The sequence below is a fragment of the Gordonibacter pamelaeae 7-10-1-b genome (assembly GCF_000210055.1).
GTDB classification, from domain to species: domain Bacteria; phylum Actinomycetota; class Coriobacteriia; order Coriobacteriales; family Eggerthellaceae; genus Gordonibacter; species Gordonibacter pamelaeae.
Genome location: NC_021021.1, coordinates 1,851,220 through 1,852,929, shown reverse-complemented (window position 1 = coordinate 1,852,929; position 1,710 = coordinate 1,851,220). Strand labels below are relative to the sequence as shown.

The window sequence follows — 1,710 nt, the reverse complement described above, 5'->3', positions numbered from 1 at the left end:
CGCGCCGACGCCGCCTTCCCGCCTCCTACCGCCAGGTGGTGAACCGGCGCTGCACCCAGGCCGTCGCGAAGCTCAGCACCGTCACCACCACGCCGCACACGATGATGCCCGCCACCACGTTGGTGTAGTTGGCGTAGTTGTTCGCGTTGCTGATGAAGTAGCCGATGCCCGACGACGCGCCCAGCATCTCGGCGAACGTGAGCATGAGAAACGCGGTGGTCAGCGACACGCGCAGGCCCTTGAGCACCTCGGGGAGCACGTAGGGCAGGATGATGCGCGTGATCATGGTGAAATTGCGCACCCCCAGCGTGCGCGCGTTGTCCAGCAGCTGGGCATCGAGCGAGGACGTGCGCACCACCATGTTGAGGAACTGCGGCCAGAACACGCCCAGCAGGATGATGAAGCACGACGCCGTGCGGAACGTGGGCAGCAGCACGATGAGGTACGGCGCGAACACCGTGGGCGGGATGGGCGCCAGCACGTTCGCTATCGGGAAGAACATGGCCCGCAGCCGCGGTATCCACCCGCAGACGATGCCCAGCACCACGCCGAGCGCAAGGCCGCCCGCATAGCCCATGACCAGCAGCGTGACCGACGAGACGATGTCGGCGCCGATGACGTCGGCCTGGGCGAAGAACACGTTGAACACGGCCTCGGGCGCAGGAACGATCACGGTGGGCGCGATGTCGAGCTTCGTGGCGCACACGTCCCACACGATGAACAGCGCCCATACGAGCACCACGATGTCGGTGGGCCCCGTGGAGAACGCGCCGCGACGGCGCAGCGCGGCCAGGCGCAGCAGGTAGAGCACCTCGATGACGGCGAGGCCGGCGAGCAGCGGGTAGTACGACACCGTGACCATGCGCTGGTTCGGCATGCACGTCACCACGAGCACGAGGGCCGCCAGCAGCACGTGGGCGAATGCGAACTCCTTCCCGAACAGGCGCCTCATGGCAGCACCGCCTTCCCCGGCAGCGCGCCGGGCACGCCGGCGCCCGCCTCCCCGAACGCGCCGCCTTCCTCGTCCTCCTCGCCGTCCAGGTAGAACAGGTCGGTCAGCTCGTCCTTGAGGGCCCGGGCGCACGCATCGTGCGCGAAGATGGCCGACGAGCGCGGCCGCGGCACGTCCACGGCGCGGTCGGCGACGGTCTCGCCCCGGCGCATGAACACCACGCGGTCGGCCAGCAGGATGGCCTCGTTGATGTCGTGCGTCACGAACACGACGGTCTTGCGCCGCTCGCCCGAGCGCCACAGGGCGTCGACGAGCTTCTGCAGCGAGCAGCGCGTCTTGACGTCGAGCGCGCCGAACGGCTCGTCGAACAGCAGGATCTCGGCGTCCATGGCCAGCGCCCGCGCGATGGCAACGCGCTGGCGCATGCCGCCGGAGAGCTGGTAGGGGTACTTGTCGGCCGCCGCGCCCATGCCCACGCGGTCCAGGTAGTCGCGCGCCACGGCGGATACCTGGGCCTTCGTCAGCCCGCGGTGCAGCTCCTTGTTGGCCTGCTCCACGCCGAACTCCACGTTGCGCAGGGCGCTCATCCAGGGGAACAGCGCATAGTTCTGGAACACGACGGCACGGTCGAGGCCCGGCCCCTCCACCGGCGCGCCGTCGATGCGGACGGTTCCCGCGCTCGGGCGGCTAAGGCCGGCGACAAGCCGCAGGAGCGTGGTCTTGCCGCTGCCCGAGTGGCCGATGACGCAGAGGAACTG

The 1,710-nt window shown here is 69.3% G+C and carries 2 protein-coding genes; both read right to left on the bottom strand.

The genetic code is table 11. From position 1 onward, the window contains the following. Positions 1 to 25: 25 nt before the first annotated feature. Positions 26 to 952 carry an ABC transporter permease gene (locus tag GPA_RS08545; protein WP_015539617.1) on the bottom strand — a complete coding sequence of 309 codons (927 nt, stop codon included), beginning with the start codon at positions 950 to 952 and terminating at the stop codon, positions 26 to 28. Then, the coding region (locus GPA_RS08540) for an ABC transporter ATP-binding protein (protein ID WP_049784085.1) at positions 949 to 1,710 on the bottom strand (762 nt) is incomplete at its 5' end. The genes GPA_RS08540 and GPA_RS08545, both read right to left, overlap by 4 nt.

Excerpts from the sequence above, each read along its gene's own strand:
- GPA_RS08545 (WP_015539617.1), bottom strand. The coding sequence starts at position 952 with ATGAGGCGCCTGTTCGGGAAGGAGTTCGCATTCGCCCACGTGCTGCTG.